Source organism: Agrobacterium sp. AGB01, from assembly GCF_014851585.1.
GTDB lineage: Bacteria > Pseudomonadota > Alphaproteobacteria > Rhizobiales > Rhizobiaceae > Agrobacterium.
The window spans coordinates 303,342-321,187 of record NZ_JACVAB010000005.1 but is presented as its reverse complement, the minus strand read 5'-3'; the positions used below and the strand labels follow the sequence as shown (position 1 = coordinate 321,187).

Sequence of the window (17,846 nt, the reverse complement as noted above, 5' to 3'; positions counted from 1 at the left end):
CTTCTCCCTTATTGATATGCCTTCAGCCAGCCGAGCCCCTGGCTGGTATCGCCCGCCGGGCGGTACTCACATCCGACCCAGCCATCGTAGCCAAGCGCGTCCAGACGTTTGAAAATGAAATCGTGATTGATCTCGCCTGTGCCAGGTTCGTGGCGCCCTGGATTATCGGCGACCTGAACATGGCCAATGGATTTCTGCAGCCTCTCGAACGTTCTGACGATGTCGCCCTGCATGATCTGCATGTGATAAAAATCGTACTGTATCAACAGATTGGGATGGTTGACCCGCCCGATGATACGTTCGGCATGATCTGTGTTGGTCAGATAATAGCCAGGAATGTCGCGGGTGTTGATCGGTTCGAACACCAAGGTCACGCCTGCATCCGCAAGCCGCGTTGCCGCATAACGCAGGTTTTTTACCAAGGTCTCTTCCAGAATGTCGGGAGCAACATCCTTGGGAGCGATGCCGGCAAGACAATTGAGTTTGTGACAATCAAGAGCACCAGCATATGCCAGTGCAGTGTCCACCGACACCTCGAACTCGGCGACCCTGTCGGGCAGGCAGGCTATGCCACGCTCTCCTGCCGCCCAATCACCGGCAGGCAAATTGAAAAGAGCTTGTGTTAAACCGTTTTTCTTCAATTCGGCGGCGACCGCCTCGGGTGTTTCCTCGTACGGGCTGACATACTCGACGGCCTTGAAACCGTCCGCAGCGGCGGCAGCAAAACGCTGGATTAATGGGTGCTCCGTATAAAGCATGGAGAGATTGGCTGCGAATTTGGGCATGTGCTGGCCTCAGGTTTGCTCTGCGCGCAGACGATGAAGCATGCGCTTGTTGCGTGGATCGGGATTTGGAACGGAGGAAATCAACCGCCTCGTATAGGGCTGCGATGGGTTGGTGCAGATCGTCTGCGCATCTCCAACTTCAACAATCTTTCCCTTGTGCATCACCGCCACGCGATCACAGAAGTAGCGCACGACCGAAATATCATGAGAAATGAAAATGAAGCTGAGATGCAGATGCTTCTGGATATCAAGCAGCAGATCGAGGATCTGACTACGGATCGATACATCGAGTGCAGAGGTTGCCTCGTCTGCAACGATCACTTTGGGATCAACTGCCAGCGCTCTTGCTATGCCGATGCGCTGCCGTTGGCCACCAGAAAAGGCGTGCGGATAACGCTCCATCGCCAGTGGGTCCAGGCCCACTTTTTCAAGCAGTTGGGCAACGCGTTCTTCGAGGGCTTGCCCGCTCATTTTCCCCGATACGATCAGTGGATCCGCAATGATCTGCTTGACTGTCATTCTCGGATTAAGAGATGCAAAGGGGTCCTGAAAGATCAGTCGCACATCCTGATGGTAGCGACGCAGATCAGTTTTACCGAGCGAGGTTACCTCAACAGGTGCAGTGTCACCATCGGGGCGGAAATGTACGCTGCCCGCGGTTGGCTCTATCACACGCAACATCATGCGCCCTAAGGTCGTCTTGCCTGAACCGCTTTCGCCAACAATGCCCAGATTTTCACCCGGAAAGAGGTCAAGAGTGGCATTGTCGACCGCAACCAGTCCCTGACCAGCGCTTGCGCCGAAAAGTTTCGATGCCCCACCGTAAATTTTCGTCAGTCCGCGTATCGATAGTACCGGCTCGACCGAAGAACTGAGGGACGAAGGTAGTGCCCGTTTTTCGGCAGCGCCCTCTAGCTTCACGGTCGCGTTCAAAAGTTGGCGCGTGTAGGCATGCTGGCTGGCGTGAAAGATCTCATCGACTGGTCCCTTCTCAACGATCCGCCCAAACCTCATCACTGCAACATCGTCAGCTACCTCGGCGACCACGCCCATATCATGGGTGATCAGCAGCATTGCCATGCCACGCTCGTCTTGCAGGCGTTTAATGAGGTCAAGGATTTCCGCCTGGGTGGTCACGTCCAGCGCGGTCGTGGGTTCGTCAGCAATCAACACTTCAGGATCGCAGGCCAGAGCCATGGCAATCATAGCTCTCTGGCGCATTCCGCCCGAGAACTCGAAAGTGTATCGCTTGGCCATCAAATCTGGCTGTGGGATCTCGACCTGCCTCAACAGATCGATACAACGCTCCCAAGCTTCTTTCTTCGAGACCTTGTTGTGCAAGCGGATAGCCTCGACAATTTGCGATCCGATCGTGTGGACGGGCGAAAGTGAGCTCATCGGCTCTTGGAAAATCAACCCGATGCGACCGCCACGGATCGCAAGTACCTCGCGACTGCCCTCTGCCATTTTTGCGACATCAACCGGACCGCCTGGTCCGTCGAGAAGGATCTCGCCGTCGATCATGCGACCAGGTTTGTCGATGAGCCGCATCAATGAGCGGGCGGTAACCGATTTTCCCGATCCACTTTCCCCGACAAGTGCCAGTGTCTTGCCGCGTTGCAAATCGAAATTCACGTCACGCACGGCATGAAGGATGTGTGTTCGCAAATGGAAATCGATGGAGAGATTGCGCACCGAGAGCAATGTTTCAGATTTTATCATCGTGATGCACCTCATGTGTCATAAGGGTCGGCCGCGTCGCGCAAACCATCGCCAAAGAAATTGAAGGACAGCACAGCCAGCACGACGGCCAGGCTTGGCCAGATCAGCAGCCACGGGGCTGTTGCGACCGTACGGACATTTTGTGCGTCCTGAAGCAATACGCCCCAACTGACGACAGGCGGTTTGAGCCCGACCCCTAGGAATGACAGCGACGTTTCCGCAACGATCATCGTGGGAATGGCGAGCGTCACGACAGCAAGGATATGGCTGGTAAGCGACGGAAGAATGTGACGAAAGATGATGCGGCGCTCGCTTGCTCCATCCAGCCTGGCGGCCGTTACAAAATCTTCGCCACGCAGCGAGAAGAACCGCCCCCTGACCTCGCGGGCAAGTCCCGTCCATCCCAACAATGAAACGATCAGCGTGACCATGAAATAGACAGATAAGGGTGACCATGTCAGAGGAATGGCGGCGGCCAGCCCTAGCCACAACGGTATGGTCGGCATGGCGCTGACGATCTCGATGATACGTTGTATCAGGGTGTCGACCCAGCCTCCGTAATATCCGGAGACCGCCCCCATGATAACCCCAAGAGTGAGCGAAATGGCCACACCCACGAGGCCAATCGACATTGACACTCGAGTTCCGTAGATCAGTCGGCTCATCAGATCTCGTCCAAGACGATCCGAGCCGAGAAGATACATCGGTTCCCGCTGATCGAGCGGTCCCAACAAACGAGTTTGCATCGGGATAAGCCCCCAAAGCTTATAGGGCGAACCTTCCACAAACAGGCCAATGGGAATGATCTTTGTTTCGTCAACGACAAAGCTGCGGCGCAGGGCCTTCGGATCAATCTCGATCTTGTAACCTTTGACATGGGGAAGAAACTTGCTTCCGCCATCCGCCGAGGGTGCAAACAGGGCAATTCTCTGCGGCGGGGCAAACGTGTATTGCGGCCTTGATGCGTTGGGCAGACCCGGTGCCAGGAACTCGGCAAAAACACCAATGACGTAAAGAATGAGAATGATCACACCAGCAACGGCGGCGACCTTATGTCTGAAAAAGCGCTGGCGGATCAGTGTCCATTGACCAGCTGCCACCAGACTCTCGACTTTGCCGCTACGTTTCAAAGGACTGATTGCGGGACCTGTTTCCAGCGTGGAGACGCTATTTGTGTCACTCAACATGGAGAGCCCCTTCAGTTGAAACGGATGCGCGGATCAAGCGCAGCCAGAAGAATGTCGGAAATCAGCATGCCAACCAGGGTGAGCACGCCCATAAGAAGAATGAAACTGCCGGCGAGATACATGTCCTGCCCCACAAGCGCCCGAAGCAGTAGCGGGCCTGCGGTTGGCAGATTGAGGACAATTGCAGTTATGGTCACACCGGACACAAGATCGGGCAAAACCCAGCCAATTGAGCTGACGAAGGGGTTCAGCGCGATACGCACCGGATATTTTACAATGACTTTCCGTTCGGGAAGCCCCTTTGCACGCGCCGTAATCACATAGGGTTTGCTCAATTCGTCGGAGAGATTGGCGCGCAGAATGCGGATCATTGCCGCAGTACCGGACATTGCGATGACAATGATCGGTATCCACATGTGGCTAAGCATGTCGGTGAATTTGGCAACACTCCACGGCGCATCGACAAATGCAGGAGAAAAAATGCCTCCGACGCTTTGGCCAAGAAAACGGTAGCTCATATACATCAAGGTCAGTGCCATGATGAAGTTGGGCACTGCCAAGCCGATAAATCCAAGTAGGGTAAAGGCGTGATCACCGAACGAATGCCTTTTTACCGCTGAGTAGATACCGATGGGCAGTGAAATGGCCCAGACCATCAACAGACTGGCAAACGAGATGAGCAGGGTCGAGCCCATGCGATCCCAGATCAGCGTTGACACAGGCTGGTTCCACTCGAACGAGTAGCCGAAATCGCCCCGCGTCAGAATACCCGTCATCCAAACGAAATACTGGACATAGACGGGTTGATCGAGACCATACTGCGCGCGCAGCCGGGCAATGGTTGCTTCATCCAGGTTCTGTCCCCCATCAGCCATGGTGGACAGAAGCGAGGTTAGATAATCGCCAGGCGGCAATTGAATGATCATGAAGGCGATTAAAGACATGCCGAACAATGTCGGTATCATGTAGAGAATACGTTTCAGCACATAGGCCAGCATGGCTTCCTCCCACTGGTTTTCTCGGCTTATGAATGCCAGGTCAGGTGGACCGTCTCCATGGCCTCGACCGATGGCACCTCCACCTCGACCCGGTCGCCCACGATACGGCAGGTGCACTCCTGACCTTTCACCAGCATCTTTGCGACGGCAGACCGCTTTCCTTTCGGCAGTGCTACTGAAAGCGTCTGGACCCCAATGGGGTACGCCTCCCGCAGCGGTCCCTTCATCATCATCGGGTTGGTCAGATTGACTAGGAACACCACCAGTGCGTCGTCCTTTTCGTAGATCGCAATATCGATGATCCCCTTGCCATCAATTCTAACACGATGATCTTCACCGAAAGCCCAGTTGACTGCATTAGCAATCAACCGCCCGTGGTCCGGTGCCAGCACTTTCCAATAGACTTCACCGAGGTTGAAGGGGATGTAAACCACTCGACCGCCATACCCTGTGTCCCTCGCGACAACGGCTGCGCCCGTCGGCTCTTGTCGCGGATAGACCTCTTCCATAGGCAAATCAGGAAAGTCGGGAACGTAGAGAAACGGTGTGTCTGCAGCTTTTTCTGCATTGACGGCTAACAGGTGCGTACCACCGATGATGCGGGCAGCGCCGTCGTAACCTATGTTGATTGGATGGGGACCTGAAAGAGCAATGTAGGTGTTTTTGACCGGCCCGCGGGTCGACGAGGTCAAATGTGCCCCAAAGACGTTTGCCAGACCAAAATCAGTGCGCGGCTTGCCCACCTGGTCGTAAAGCGACGTTTCGTATGCAGCAACAACCGATCCGCCGCGCTGGACGTAGGCTTCGATCGCGCTACATTGTTCATCGGAAAGGTAGGCGGCGTTTGCCAATATGATTAGCTTGAAGCGATCCAGCGTTTCTGCTGTCATGACTTGATCGGACACAAACTCGAACGGAATACGTGCCTCGACCAGAGCATGATAGAAGCCGAGATCGTTTTGCTCGGCAATATGCCGTTCTTCTGGCGCCCAGTGCCGCAGCGTGGTTGAAGGATCGATAATCGCAATCTCGGCAGTTGGTTGCATGCCGTCGATGTGCGGCTCGATGTCAGCATGAAGATTGAAGGCCTCGACGACCGGCTGCACCCAGCGATCGTCTGGAACACATGCATTGAATTTCGTGAACCACGGGAAAAGTCCCTGCGCCATGCCGTCATGGATCCAGAGCTTAATTTCCTCTCCGCTCTGAACGGAATCCTTCCAGCGATATTCCTCCTCTGGCCCGATGGACGTAATCAAACCAACCGGCCGGTCTCGAAATGTAGCGCGGATACGTTTGCCGTTTCGCCCCGCTGACCAGCCAACCTCAACGCCTTGACGTGCCTGATGGTCAACGAAAAGAATAGGGCAATGTTTCTGAATAAGTGAAAGGTCAAATTCCATGAGCGATGAGCCGCTCATGTTGGGGATGAAGCTGGCATGTGGCCGAATGCCTTTTACGGTCTCGTCCCAATAAACAACCAGCTCTGTCAGAATACGCCTGCGCCACGCAGCCCATGCCTGCCAGGCAGGATCACTCGCATCCGGTTTTAGCGGCAAGTCAAAGCCGGTTTCATCCTTGAAACGCCTCTGGTTATCCTCGCTGTAGGATACCCCATGACCTTGCCATCGATTGGCAAACACCGCGTCAATGTCGTATTTCGAAACAATCTCACGAATGACGTCGGTCGTAAAATCGCGGTTGTAGCTTCCTAATGCGTCGGTCACATAAATGCCGGGAAACGCCCAGTGCTCGCGCGGACTGCCATCCTTGTTGATTGCAACCCATTCAGGGTGGGCCTGCGCTGCATCCGCATGAATTGCATGTGGATCGACACGTGCCATCACGTGCATTCCCAATTTGCGTGCACCCTCAACGATCGTGCCAAATGGGTCTGTGCTGCCAATGAACTTGGACACATAATGCAATGGGATTTCGCTGGGGTAATAGGCAATGTAGCCGCCCGCCGAAAGGCATAAGGCATTCGATTTCGTGCGCCGGAAAACATCGATCCAGAATTCTGGATCGTATTTTTCCGGATCGTCCTCCGCAAATGTAAGCTGTGTCCATCGGGTGGCAGATTTGTACCACTCATGGGAGCGGCTGGCTGTATCGGTGGACGTATTTGGTCGATGAAGCATGTTGATATCCATGGCAATAGGTTGCCGTCGCGCCGGGGACGGCACGTGCGACACGTGGAGATTTACTCTCCCCGAACCGGTTTCTCAGTCCGGGGAGGGAGAGCGATCAGGCTTTGAAAAACGTCTCGGGATTGGCTGGCGCAGGTGTCGGATAGCCCCATGAATTCGGCATGGTTTCAGGAACGTTGCGCATGTCCTTTTTGACGACCCCGTAACTGTCCGTTGGCAGGCATATGCCAAAAACGTAGAATTGATCGGCTGCAATTTCCAGAATCTCAGCCATCAGTTTCTTCTGCTCGTCAGGATTGGCCGAACCAAGCACGCGGTCATAAAGGGTCAACGCATCCTTGACCGGTTGAGGTGGCTCAACTGCGCCCTTGGAACTGGGATCTCGATACCACAACTGCCATCCCTTGGCGTAAAGCGCTTCGGTGGTATTTGGAATGTAGTAGCGAGGATCAAGAATGGCGGCAATTCCGCCGTTACCGCCGAAGCGGTGAGCCGTCGCATCATATTCGATACCCTGACGCACCCTTACTTCCCACAACGAGCGGTCCATCGTTCGCATTTGAACATCGACACCAACAGCCTGGAACATAGGCAACGCTAGCTGAAAAATATCGAGGAAGGTCGCACGCGCCTGATCAATTTCAAATATGACCGTTACACGTTTACCGCTGTCATCCAGACGGTAACCCTCACCGTCCTTGTTGGGAAGGATCTTGTCGAGAAGGGCATTTGCGCCTTCCGGGTCATATTGTGTGAACTGCGTTGCGAGGCGCTCGTTGTAGAGTGGATCTTCTGCTCTGAGTGCGGGTTGTGATACTGTGCCCTGGCCGATGAAAACCGTGTCGATGATGGCTTGGCGGTCAAGCGACATCGATAGAGCAGCCCTGAAATCCTTGTTGTTGTAAAGCTGGCGCTTGAACTCGTTGGGGTGATTGAGGTTGAGCTGGAACACCATCTCGTTCGTTTCGGTTGACGTCAGGGTATAAAAACCGAAGTTGCCCTGCTCCTGTGCGTCATAAAGTACGGCGCGATTGGCCGGGGTTGCGATGTACTGGTCCATCAGGTCAATCTCGCCCTGCATCGCTTTCAAAAGCAACACCTGGGGATCGGCGACCATCTGGTATACAATGCGGTCCAGATAAGGCAGCTGCTTGCCGTCAGTATCGACCTTCCAGTAGAAAGGATTGCGCTCGGCAATTGCCCTATCGGTGCTTTGTCCGGGAGCCACGGTCATCTTCCAGGCGTGGATGACGGGGCGTTGCGAATTCTGGAAGAATTCATTGTCGACAACCAGCCCGGCCTCGCGCTGGAATAACTGGATCCAACCGGAGGCGCCCTTTTTCTTCGCCTCTTCCTCAGCATTCTTATTGTACTTGATGTGGAACTGTTTGAGATAGTGCTTTGGCGCCCGGGTCGTCTGATCATCATTCGCCCACGCCAGTCTCAACGGGAAAAGCCCGTTTGGCGCGGCGAAGATTACCTTGAATGTCACGTCGTCAACGGCTTCAAACCGTGCTTTCTTTCCACCGGAACGCAGGTGGTTCTGGCCGACATCATCCAACCCCTCATAGTTGAAGATATCTTCGTACCAAAACAGGATGTCTTCGGTGGTAAAGGGTTCACCGTCCGACCATTTCATACCCTTACGAAGCCTGAAGGTGAATTCTGTCGCATCAGCATTGGCTTCGTAATGTTCGGCGACGTTTGGCACAACGCCCGACCAGTCTGGCGAATATCGCAACAGCGGTTCATAGGCTTGGTACCGGAAAAGCATCGACAAGGAACCGCCGCCAACAATGGCACTGTTCCAGTCGCCACCGTGTGAGCCGACCCGCTCAAGCGGTGTGACAATCAACGGGTTCAGCGGCAAACGATCCGCCAGCGCAGGCAGTTTTCCTTCGCCGACAAGGTCTTTCAGCATTTCAGCTTCAGTGAAAGTCATTTGAGCCCAAACAGGTAGGGCAGGCAGCAAAACAGCTGCTGTTCCCGCAGCGAGAAACGCGCGGCGTTTTAATCCTTGCATGTTTTCCTCCTCGTTTCATACGCCGAGTGAATCTCCCCTCCTCTGGGCCGACACCTCAGCTTTCTTGCAGATAATTCTCCGTTGAGTTTTTGTTTTGTTATTTTGTTAGCTTGCATTATGTATTTTGTTAGGTAAAGCGTTATGTTAAATTTTTTTATTCACTGCGCGATGCGTCAATATTCAGGAGGGTTCGACATGGGTCGGGTCACGCTGCAGGACATTGCCAGCTACACTGGGCTGTCCAAATTTGCCGTCTCCCGCTCCCTTGCGGGAAAGGAAGGTGTGAGCGAAAGCACGCGACAGCGGGTTGAGGAGGCTGCAACCGCACTCGGGTACAACCGGCAAAAGCCGATTGAGGAACAGCGCGAAATCACCCTCATCTTCCATGATAAAGTGGATAGTGTCAGCTATGAGCTGCGCACGATGCTGCAAGATGGCATGCAACGGGAGGCCCACCGGCTCGGCCAGCCGGTTCGGTTGCAGTGGACCCACGATGCCAATCGCGTAGAGGCAATGGCCAAAGATAGCGCTGGCATCATTCTTGTTGGCCCTCACGAGCAGACCACGCTTGATATCGTCAAAGCGTCAGGTGTACCCGTGGTCCGGCTGGGCTGGGTTTCCCCTCTGGAGCAGGCGGATCATGTGGGCGGAACCGATCATGAGGCCGGAATTGCTGTGGGTGAATATCTGCTTGGTCTTGGCCACCGCAAGATCGTCTTTCTTCAGGGGGAAGAAGGATATCGCGGACGACGGGAGCGATACTATGGTCTGAGGGAGAGCCTGGAGGGTTGCCCGGATGCAGAACTCCATGACCTGCGTTTTGCAGAAGACGGCGGCTTTATCCCGGCCCTGTTAACACTCCAGAAATCCGGCGTCCTCCCCACGGCAATGTTTTGCGCTCATGACGGGTTGGCACTGACCGCGGTTTCCGAGCTTCTAGCCCGCGGCTTCAGGATTCCCGAAGATATGTCGGTTGTCGGCTTTGGCGACTTCTCCGCTGCAACCCAGATATCTCCACAACTTACGACGATTAAAGTACAGGGCCTGGAAATGGGTGCAACGGCGCTTCGGCTTTTGCTGGAACGGCTTGAAACGCGCGACCTCTCGGTTCCGGCAAGACGCATTCTTATTGCATCGACATTCATTGAGCGGAGATCATCGGGGCCGGCTCCCGTGCAAGCGAAACAACTCAACGAGGCTTCGAGGTAACTTGCCTTTGGCCGGGTTCGAACCGGCAATCCAACAGCATGTTGGTTAGGCCATGGAAGCAGGAGGCGTGAAGAACTCACGATCATCCAGCGAGACACGATGGCCATTTTCACGCGTGTGGTGAAATCAATCGCCAGAGGCGTAGAGTAAAGAAATATCGCGGTGGTGTAGCTGACAGTTGGCACTTTCACTCTTCACCACAGCACGCTTTGGCTCCAGTACGACCAAGCAACCACTTCGATAAGCATATTCCCGATCTCCGTTCGGCAGGGTCTTTTGAACTGGCACTTCGTCCATTGGCCGTACTTCCTGCGCCGTTTCTTTTTGCACATCAGCAGAGGAGCAAGCGGCGAGCGTTGCCATAATCGGGAGGGCAAAGATGAGGCTATATTTCAGCATGTCTGTCTCCTTCTTGATGTCTTACGCTAGGAGCAAGATGAGGCGAAAAGACGAGCGCGCCCGCCTCTCGGTAAACCATCGATCGCCGGGCCACACAGCTCAAATCGGCGGCACTGGCATGTGCAAAGCACTCCGACACTGACGTCGCCGATCGGAGCAAGGTTTTCAGCAGGCTAAGCTGAGTTGGAACAAGCCGTGTCCCATCTCAACTGGTTTCGGCCATTCATGCCGTCCTTGCCCAACGAAGTAGTCGCGCCAGGGGTACGAGAGAACCCGAGACAATGCGTCAGCACTTCACGCGTCCACCATGAAACTCGATGAAAGCTTTTATCCCCTTAGATATTCGTCAGGCAGATGGTCAAAGCACCAGTGGTCGGTCGCCCTGGCGTCCCCGCGACATCCGTGCCCCCCATTATTTCCGCTGTTGGTCTGTGAGCGCTCTTCAAAACCGGGCGTGTGGCCCGCTCAGGTCAGTCGGCAAGTCAAACTAGTCTCCAGCAGCATGGAACAATTGCCGGGTCCTGGGGTTAGGGACTGAGGAGTTCGTAACTACGAGCTCCAAACGAGAGGAATACCCCAGTGAAAAATTATATGCTTGCCGCGGCGCTGCTCAGCGCCAGCGCGGTTTGCGCATTCGCTCAGACAGCGCCGACCGCGAACTCTGATGCAACGACACCAGCTATCGCCACACCGCAGCCTAGGAATGCCACCGCACCCGTTGAAGGGGCAAACAGCTTCACCGAAGCACAGGCGAAAAAACGGATCGAAGAAGCAGGGTTCTCCGTCAAGGACCTGAAAAAGGATGACAATGGCATCTGGATGGCCACCGGCGTGAAGGACGGCAAGTCCGCTTCGGTCGCACTCGACTATCAGGGCAATGTCGTCGCGAAGTAACCCAATATAACAATAGGAATTTCAATTATGAAAACTGTAACCGGCCTTTTCGACAACTATTCCGATGCAAGCGCAGCTGTCGGCGCGCTTGAGTCAGCGGGCGTAAAATCCAGCGACATCAGTATCGTTTCTCACAATGCGGACGATCGGCACGCGGACAATTCAAATGCAGCCGAGGGCGCTGGCACAGGTGCCGGCATAGGTGCCGCCATTGGCGGCACTGGTGGCCTGCTCACGGGTCTCGGTCTGATGGCAATCCCAGGCGTTGGACCGGTCGTGGCCGCCGGATGGCTGGCCGCCACAGCTGCCGGTGCCGTTGCAGGCGCAGTCGCAGGCGGCGCGACTGGCGGGATAATCGGTGCCATGACAAGCTCGGGCGTAACCGAAGACGACGCGCACGTCTATGCCGAAGGCGTTCGCCGCGGCGGAACGCTGGTAACGGCTAAAGTCGAGGACACGCTCGCTCCACAAGCAGACGCAATTCTGAAGCGCTCGAACCTGGTTGATCCGACAGAGCGGCGAGCCGCTTACCAGGAGCAGGGTTGGACGCGTTTCGACGACACCCTTGACCCCTACCCCGCCGAGGAAATCGAGCAGGAACGTAACCGCTATCGCCGCACAGGCGCTGGTCTCTAGCCCGACAAAGCCCGCCAATAAGAGGCGTGTTTTCAAGTTTCAGTTCACCCCCTTTAAGAAATAGGACAACACCAATGGCTAACGAAAAAACATTGAACGACCTTTTCCTCGAGACGCTCAAGGACATTTACTTCGCTGAAAAACAGATCCTGAAGGCCTTGCCGAAAATGGCGCGCGCCGCGCAATCAGAAGAAGGCAAGGCTGGCTTCCTCCAGCATCGCGACGAAACTCAGGTTCAGATCGAGCGTCTGGAGCAGATTTTCGAGCTTCTTGGCAAGCCCGCTCGCGGCAAGACATGCGAAGCTATACAAGGCATTCTCGCAGAAGGCGAAGAGATCATGGAGGATTACAAAGGCACGGCAGCGCTCGATGCCGGACTGATTTCTTCCGCGCAGGCTGTCGAGCACTATGAGATCGCCCGTTATGGCACGCTGAAGTCCTGGGCCAGCCAGCTTGGAATGAAGGAGGCGGCCTCGTTACTGGATGCCACCTTGCAGGAAGAGATTGCCACGGACCAGAAGCTCACGGCGCTCGGTGAATCTTCAGCCAATGCCAAAGGCACGATGAAAAAAGCCAGCTAGACTACCGACACTACGGATCAGGCCGCCCTTTGGGGGCGGCCTTTCTGCTTTCGGGCCGCAGGCGCCCGTCGAACCCAGTTCATCAGGAGCCCACCATGGCCAAGAACACAACCGCTAAATCGCCGCATTCCGCACCCGATACCGCCACGATACACGATGTGACGCTACAGCGCGGGCCGGGTGGCGAACTACACCAGATAGCCGAAGGCGACACACCCATATTGACCACCGCCCAGGGCGGACCAATTGCGGACGACCAGAACTCACTGCGCATCGGGGCCCTGGGACCACTCGTCGTCGACGACTTTCACTTCCGTGAGAAGATGTTTCATTTCGACCACGAGCGGATTCCCGAACGGGTCGTGCATGCGCGCGGTTATGGTGCGCATGGATTCTTCGAAACGTACGATTCTTTTGCCGCCTACACGAAAGCTGATTTCCTACAGCGTAAAGGCGAAAAGACGCCCGCCTTCGTACGTTTCTCGACCGTAGCCGGAAACAAGGGGTCTGCCGACCTCGCACGCGATGTGCGCGGGTTTGCCGTCAAGCTCTACACACAGGAAGGCAACTGGGATCTGGTGGGCAACAACATTCCGGTCTTTTTTATCCAGGACGCCATCAAATTCCCGGACCTCATTCATGCGGCCAAGCAGGAGCCGGATAGGGCTTTCCCCCAAGCGCAGACGGCCCATGACAATTTCTGGGATTTCATCAGTCTCACTCCGGAGAGTATGCACATGGTCATGTGGACCATGTCCGACCGTGCCATACCGCGGTCCTTCCGCTTCATGGAAGGTTTCGGGGTGCACACCTTCCGCATGGTGAATGCCAAGGAGGAGTCGACTTTCGTTAAATTCCACTGGAAGCCAAAACTGGGCCTTCAGTCCGTGGCCTGGAACGAAGCGGTCAAAATCAACGGCGCCGACCCGGACTTCCACCGTCGCGATCTCTGGAACGCCATCCAGTCAGGCAACTTCCCGGAATGGGAGCTGCAGGTCCAGCTTTTCGATCAGGCGTTCGCCGACAGCTTTGATTTCGACGTACTCGACCCGACGAAACTCATCCCAGAGGAAATCATCAAGCCTCAGCCGATCGGGCGGCTGGTCCTTGACCGCATGCCAGACAACTTCTTCGCGGAAACCGAGCAGGTTGCCTTCATGACGCAGAACGTACCTCCGGGCATCGATTTCAGTAACGACCCTCTTTTGCAGGGCCGCAACTTTTCTTACCTCGACACACAATTGAAACGCCTGGGCGGGCCGAATTTCACGCACCTGCCTATCAATGCCCCGAAGTGTCCGTTTGCACATTTCCAACAGGACGGTCATATGGCAATGCGCAATCCTGTCGGTAAGGTCAATTACCAGCCGAACTCGTTTGGCGAAGGGCCGCGGGAATCGCCGACCCGTGGGTACCGGCATTTCCCCGCCGAAGAACAGGGGGCAAAAGCCCGGCTACGTCCGGAGAGCTTTGCTGACCACTATAGCCAAGCAAGGCAATTCTTTATCAGCCAAACACCACCGGAACAGCGCCACATCGCCGCTGCTTTGACATTTGAACTCAGCAAGGTTGAAATCCCGGTCATTCGCGAGCGCATGATATCCCATCTTTTAAACATCGATGAGACGCTTGCCACGACTGTTTCCCAGAAGCTCGGCATCAAGAAACTGCCAAAGCCTGCTGACGCTGCGGTACCAACGCGCCAGGATCTGGAGCCATCCCCCGCGCTCAGTATCATCGAAAACGGGCCCCAGCGCTTCGAAGGGCGAAAACTTGGTATTCTGGTCACCGATGGTGTGGATGCCAGGCTGCTGAAAGGTCTGACAGATGCCATCATAAAGGAAAAAGGTGTTGTCGAGCTGATTGCGCCCAAGGTAGGTGGGGTAGAAGCCTCTGATGGGAGTTGGATCGAGGCTCAGCATATGATCGATGGCGGACCGTCGGTCCTGTTCGATGCCGTGGCCATTCTCACGTCGACCGATGCGATTGACGACCTGGTGAATGAGGCGACTGCCAGAGACTTTGTGGCCGACGCTTTTCAGCACTGCAAATTCATCGGTTACGATCAATCAGCGCTCCCGCTGCTTGAAAAAGCGGGGATTGCAGACCTTGATGAAGGCGTTCTGGCTTTGCCCGGAGAAGAGGGCCTGTCAGCTTTCGTTTCGGAACTTGGCAAACTTCGTGTCTGGGGCCGTGAGCCATCGGTAAAGCTTGGTAAGGCTTCTCCGCCAATCAAGTAGCCTAGATGGGCGGGGTTGTCCCCGCCCATCAACCAGCAAACGATCGCACATCCAAAGTGACACACGGAGCGCTGCGAGCATGAAAATACTACGGTCGTAGTATTGGAATAACACCCGTTTCAATGGACTTCGTCTAATCTGTTGCTGCAATCATCGCGGCTATAGGGAGGGATGTATGATGGCGAAGATTCTTATGATTACCGGTGACTTCACCGAGGACTATGAAACGATGGTTCCGTTCCAGACGCTTCTGGCCTGCGGCCACAGCGTCGATGCCGTATGCCCCGGCAAAAAGGCGGGCGACAAGGTCAAGACCGCGATACACGATTTCGAAGGCGACCAGACCTACTCGGAAAAACCCGGCCACAATTTCACTTTGAATGCCGATTTCGCATCGGTCGATCCAGCGCATTACGATGCGTTAGTCGTCCCGGGCGGCCGTGCACCGGAATATCTCCGGATGGACGCCGATGTACTAGCCAAGGTGAAGCATTTTTTTGACGAGGGGAAACCGGTTGCCGCAATATGCCACGGTGCCCAGTTGCTCGCTGCAGCAGGCGTTCTGAAGGGTCGTATTTGCTCGGCGTACCCGGCCTGCGCTTACGAAGTAACGGCATCTGGTGGGACATTCGCTGAGATTGCAGTGACAGAAGCCGTCACCGATGGCAATCTGGTGACGGCGCCAGCATGGCCCGCCCACCCGGCATGGCTCAAGCAGTTTCTTGCGATTTTGTAAGAGCAGTCTCCAGCTCCGGGCTAACAGGTAGACAGTAGGGTTGTTGTCAGCTCGAGTAATGGTCACACTGCTCCAACATTAAAGGGAAGGGAGGCCCTTGCGATGTGCGAACTCTTTATCAAAGCCGATGCCAGTCAGTGGCAAAGCTGCACACATAGTCTGCGCATTGATGGTGTGACCACTTCGATCCGGATCGAAAATCATTTCTGGTATACGCTCAGCGAAATCGGCCTGCGCGACGGTATGACTGTCGCGCAGCTCATAACAAGGCTATGGCATGAGGCGATGGATGCCGATCATGATCTCGGCAACTTCACCTCATTCTTGCGCGTATGCTGTGCCCGTTACCACGCCCTCATCGCTGCGGGCGAAATTTCGGCAAATCTAAGCATCCCGATTGCCGATCACGCGGCCCGCGAAATACTTGCCCGGGAGGCACAGCAGTATAGCACGATAGTCAACTGACAAGGGTGCTCTGCCGTGATTTGCCTTCTAGCACGCACCTCACGCAACTGGCCTGCCCGGACGTTTCAGATCCTGTGTGGCGAAAGTGCAGTTTCGCTAAATCCCGATCTGCCGATCACCGACAAGATGGAAATGACGTGGCGGCCGCATTAACACTCATAGGTAGAATCACCCATAGACAAAACTAAAAGTTGACAATCAGATTAAGTTCCACTATCTAATCATTATCGATATTTTCTTGCTGAGCTTTGGTTACCGCGCGATTAGCACCGCGCTTTCAACGAACCCTCCCTTTAAAACAATCGTTATCATCATCCGCAGCGCAGTCGCGCTGAGGTCATCTATATTGCTATGAAAGGGTTCATTATGATCACCGGCACAGTTAAATGGTTTAATTCCACCAAGGGCTTCGGCTTCATCCAGCCTGACAACGGCAGCGCTGACGCGTTCGTTCACATCTCTGCCGTCGAGCGCGCCGGAATGCGCGAAATCGTCGAAGGCCAGAAGCTTAGCTACGATCTGGAGCGCGACAACAAGTCCGGCAAAATGTCGGCTTGCAATCTTCAGGCTGCTTAAATCGGTATCTGCTTTCCTTTGACCACGGATGTACTGGCACTGTTGAAAGCACAATACCTACTGAGGTCAGGCAAGTTGCCTGGCCTTTTTTTTGCCTGATGACACCGCAATTGCGCGGGTGGCCCAGGTGGCCAGTGGCCGCAATAACAGGAGTTCTCGATGACGAACCAAGCCAACGAACTTCAGGCAATCAACACGGCTTGGCAGATTGCCGTGCAGGAAATTCTGCGGATGGTCGTTCGAGACCTGTACAAATCAGGGGATGAGGCGTCCTTCCAAGCGCATATCAAGAGAGTTGAAGAGGCGGCCGTCGACAGCATCTACACCGGACTGATGCTTCGCGGGACTGATGAATGGACGGAAGTGCTTGTCAAGGAAAAGGCCAGTAACTTCGTCACGACGCTTTTGACGTCCTTCACCTATGACAAGGTCTAATTATGTCAGCACTAGCGACGCTGCCATAGCGTTCCAATGTGCCACTTCATCAATAGATGATGGACCACACGGTATCACCACTTCCCAGTTAGATGATTCTTAGAAATCGTTCTTAACAATCTCTGTTAAGCGAAAACTGGTTACAACGGTCTTCGCAACGGTAGACCGGGCAATTCTGTACATCGCGCGTCGGAACGCTGTTTCGGGCAGCATATTCACCAATCTCGCATTGCCGGGCACTGCTGACGTAACGGTCGTAGAGTGTCATGTGACGAACGCGTGTTGATGGATAACGGAGAATGACGGCACCTTCCCTGTCAATCGCACTTTGTACCGCTGCGCAGTTCATTGAGGGCGTTTCATAGCGGGATATGGCAGATGCTGGTGAAGCTGCAAGAGTAGCAAGTACAATCATAAATGTTGTCTTGAGCATGGGTTTGCCTTTCCTTGACGTCGAGACCACTTGCGTCAACCGCAGACGCTGCCCAACCGAGAGTCGAACAATCGAAACACCAATTAGTTCCTCAGCCCCATGCAATCGCTGAGAAGTAGGCGCCTATGCCGCCTGGCGGCAGCGGCCTCGCCCGCGGTGTGGCAATTCCGTGACCAACATATTGAAGAACGTTGCCAACCAGACCGTCACGGACGAAGGCAGTTGCAAACCCACCATCACGATTGAGGAAAAGCAACAGTCTGCTGCAAAATCTCTTTCACCAACCGAGGCGAAGTGGCTTTCCGGTGCGTTTCGCTCGCTCGACCCCAAGCCCAGGTTTTTGTCTCGTGAGATGGTAGAGCACAACGCACTATGAC

18 protein-coding genes are annotated in these 17,846 nt (G+C 54.9%); 10 read left to right on the top strand and 8 right to left on the bottom strand.

Translation table 11 applies throughout. The annotated features are described in order from the left end of the window. Positions 1-8 precede the first annotated feature (8 nt). The 6 genes from otnI to IB237_RS18700 all read right to left on the bottom strand — a co-directional run bounded on the left by otnI (position 9) and on the right by IB237_RS18700 (position 8,865). Positions 9-785, bottom strand: a complete 777-nt coding sequence (gene otnI / locus IB237_RS18725; RefSeq protein WP_192490207.1) for a 2-oxo-tetronate isomerase — start codon at positions 783-785, stop codon at positions 9-11. Positions 786-794: 9 nt separating this feature from the next. Next, positions 795-2,507 carry an ABC transporter ATP-binding protein gene (locus IB237_RS18720; protein WP_192490206.1) on the bottom strand — a complete coding sequence of 571 codons (1,713 nt, stop codon included), beginning with the start codon at positions 2,505-2,507 and terminating at the stop codon, positions 795-797. Between the two features lie 11 nt (positions 2,508-2,518). Further along, positions 2,519-3,694: an ABC transporter permease gene (locus IB237_RS18715; RefSeq protein ID WP_192490205.1), complete on the bottom strand. Its 1,176-nt coding sequence runs from the start codon at positions 3,692-3,694 to the stop codon at positions 2,519-2,521. An 11-nt stretch (positions 3,695-3,705) separates the two neighbouring features. After that, entirely contained in the window at positions 3,706-4,692 is a 987-nt protein-coding gene (locus IB237_RS18710) for an ABC transporter permease (RefSeq protein ID WP_192490204.1), read from the bottom strand. A gap of 26 nt (positions 4,693-4,718) precedes the next feature. Next, on the bottom strand, positions 4,719-6,833 hold the full coding sequence (locus IB237_RS18705) for a family 10 glycosylhydrolase (protein ID WP_192490203.1): 2,115 nt from the start codon (positions 6,831-6,833) through the stop codon (positions 4,719-4,721). A 106-nt stretch (positions 6,834-6,939) separates the two neighbouring features. Then, positions 6,940-8,865: an ABC transporter substrate-binding protein gene (locus IB237_RS18700; RefSeq protein ID WP_192490202.1), complete on the bottom strand. Its 1,926-nt coding sequence runs from the start codon at positions 8,863-8,865 to the stop codon at positions 6,940-6,942. Positions 8,866-9,060: 195 nt separating this feature from the next. Here IB237_RS18700 and IB237_RS18695 point away from each other — a divergent pair, with 195 nt between their 5' ends. Next, positions 9,061-10,074: a LacI family DNA-binding transcriptional regulator gene (locus IB237_RS18695; RefSeq protein ID WP_192490201.1), complete on the top strand. Its 1,014-nt coding sequence runs from the start codon at positions 9,061-9,063 to the stop codon at positions 10,072-10,074. A gap of 126 nt (positions 10,075-10,200) precedes the next feature. Here the strand turns inward: IB237_RS18695 and IB237_RS18690 are convergent, their stop codons facing one another. Further along, on the bottom strand, positions 10,201-10,473 hold the full coding sequence (locus IB237_RS18690; RefSeq protein ID WP_192490335.1) for a hypothetical protein: 273 nt from the start codon (positions 10,471-10,473) through the stop codon (positions 10,201-10,203). Between the two features lie 591 nt (positions 10,474-11,064). Between IB237_RS18690 and IB237_RS18685 the strand changes: the two genes are divergently transcribed. From IB237_RS18685 to IB237_RS18650, 8 genes are all read left to right on the top strand, one after another. Next, on the top strand, positions 11,065-11,367 hold the full coding sequence (locus tag IB237_RS18685; protein WP_210324030.1) for a PepSY domain-containing protein: 303 nt from the start codon (positions 11,065-11,067) through the stop codon (positions 11,365-11,367). 27 nt (positions 11,368-11,394) lie between these two features. Continuing rightward, positions 11,395-12,003, top strand: a complete 609-nt coding sequence (locus IB237_RS18680) for a general stress protein (protein ID WP_192490199.1) — start codon at positions 11,395-11,397, stop codon at positions 12,001-12,003. A gap of 74 nt (positions 12,004-12,077) precedes the next feature. Further along, positions 12,078-12,584 (top strand): ferritin-like domain-containing protein, encoded by a 507-nt coding sequence (locus tag IB237_RS18675; RefSeq protein WP_192490198.1) that lies wholly within the window; start codon positions 12,078-12,080, stop codon positions 12,582-12,584. Positions 12,585-12,679: 95 nt separating this feature from the next. After that, the gene (gene catE / locus IB237_RS18670; RefSeq protein ID WP_192490197.1) at positions 12,680-14,824 is read left to right on the top strand and encodes a catalase C; all 2,145 of its coding nucleotides are present in this window, start codon (positions 12,680-12,682) and stop codon (positions 14,822-14,824) included. A gap of 175 nt (positions 14,825-14,999) precedes the next feature. Continuing rightward, on the top strand, positions 15,000-15,560 hold the full coding sequence (locus IB237_RS18665; protein ID WP_192490196.1) for a DJ-1/PfpI family protein: 561 nt from the start codon (positions 15,000-15,002) through the stop codon (positions 15,558-15,560). 102 nt (positions 15,561-15,662) lie between these two features. Continuing rightward, the gene (locus IB237_RS18660) at positions 15,663-16,025 is read left to right on the top strand and encodes a ribbon-helix-helix domain-containing protein (protein WP_192490195.1); all 363 of its coding nucleotides are present in this window, start codon (positions 15,663-15,665) and stop codon (positions 16,023-16,025) included. 366 nt (positions 16,026-16,391) lie between these two features. Then, on the top strand, positions 16,392-16,601 hold the full coding sequence (locus IB237_RS18655; RefSeq protein WP_192490079.1) for a cold-shock protein: 210 nt from the start codon (positions 16,392-16,394) through the stop codon (positions 16,599-16,601). A 159-nt stretch (positions 16,602-16,760) separates the two neighbouring features. Beyond that, positions 16,761-17,036 carry a hypothetical protein gene (locus IB237_RS18650; protein WP_192490078.1) on the top strand — a complete coding sequence of 92 codons (276 nt, stop codon included), beginning with the start codon at positions 16,761-16,763 and terminating at the stop codon, positions 17,034-17,036. A gap of 112 nt (positions 17,037-17,148) precedes the next feature. On the opposite strand, the gene IB237_RS18645 is transcribed toward IB237_RS18650, so the two are convergent. Continuing rightward, positions 17,149-17,469 (bottom strand): hypothetical protein, encoded by a 321-nt coding sequence (locus tag IB237_RS18645; RefSeq protein ID WP_192490194.1) that lies wholly within the window; start codon positions 17,467-17,469, stop codon positions 17,149-17,151. Positions 17,470-17,638: 169 nt separating this feature from the next. On the opposite strand from IB237_RS18645, the gene IB237_RS18640 reads away from it, so the two are divergent. Further along, positions 17,639-17,845, top strand: a complete 207-nt coding sequence (locus IB237_RS18640) for a hypothetical protein (protein ID WP_192490193.1) — start codon at positions 17,639-17,641, stop codon at positions 17,843-17,845. Position 17,846 lies beyond the last annotated feature (1 nt).